Raw genomic sequence first — 595 nt, 5'->3', positions numbered from 1 at the left:
GCACCAAGCTTGTGGGCGGCACTTCGCCGCTCGACCGATTGTCGGGTCTTGTGAAGTGGTATCGGTTTGAGAAACTGCTCAACCCGCTGCGTGATGGCGGTCCGGGTCGGGCGGCTTGGCCACCGCTGGTCCTGTTCAAGGCGCTTTTGTTGCAATCGCTCTACGGGCTTTCGGACCGTGAGTTGGAAGAGGCGCTTGGCGACCGGCTGTCGTTCCGGCGCTTTGCCGGGCTCGGGCTGGAGGAGAGCATTCCCGATCACACGGTGCTTTCGCGCTTTCGCAATCTGCTTGTCGGCGAAGGTCTGCTCGATAAGTTGTTTGGCGAACTGGACCGGCAGTTGGAGAAGGCCGGCGTGATCCTGAAGCGTGGCACGATGCTGGATGCCACGCTGATCAATGCGGTCTCGTCACCGCCGACGCTTGAGCGGCCGTCGAAGGATCCAGATGCCCGCATTACCGCGCGGCAGGGCAAGGGCGGCTTCACCTTCGGCTACAAGGCTCATGTCGGGGTGGATGAGGGCTCTGGCCTGATCCGCACGGTGATCACCACACCAGCCAACGTCAACGACACGGTCGTGGCTGACACCTTGATCTG

The 595-nt window shown here is 62.2% G+C and carries 1 protein-coding gene; it reads left to right on the top strand.

The genetic code is table 11. The annotated features are described in order from the left end of the window. Positions 1-11 precede the first annotated feature (11 nt). Positions 12-595 (top strand): IS5 family transposase (locus NKJ93_RS33530; RefSeq protein ID WP_352593653.1); only part of this gene is annotated, 584 nt, incomplete at its 3' end.

Source organism: Mesorhizobium sp. M0028 (assembly GCF_040323855.1).
Classification (GTDB): domain Bacteria; phylum Pseudomonadota; class Alphaproteobacteria; order Rhizobiales; family Rhizobiaceae; genus Mesorhizobium.
The sequence above is the reverse complement of the archived record's forward strand: the minus strand, read 5'-3'. Positions and strand labels throughout refer to the sequence as shown.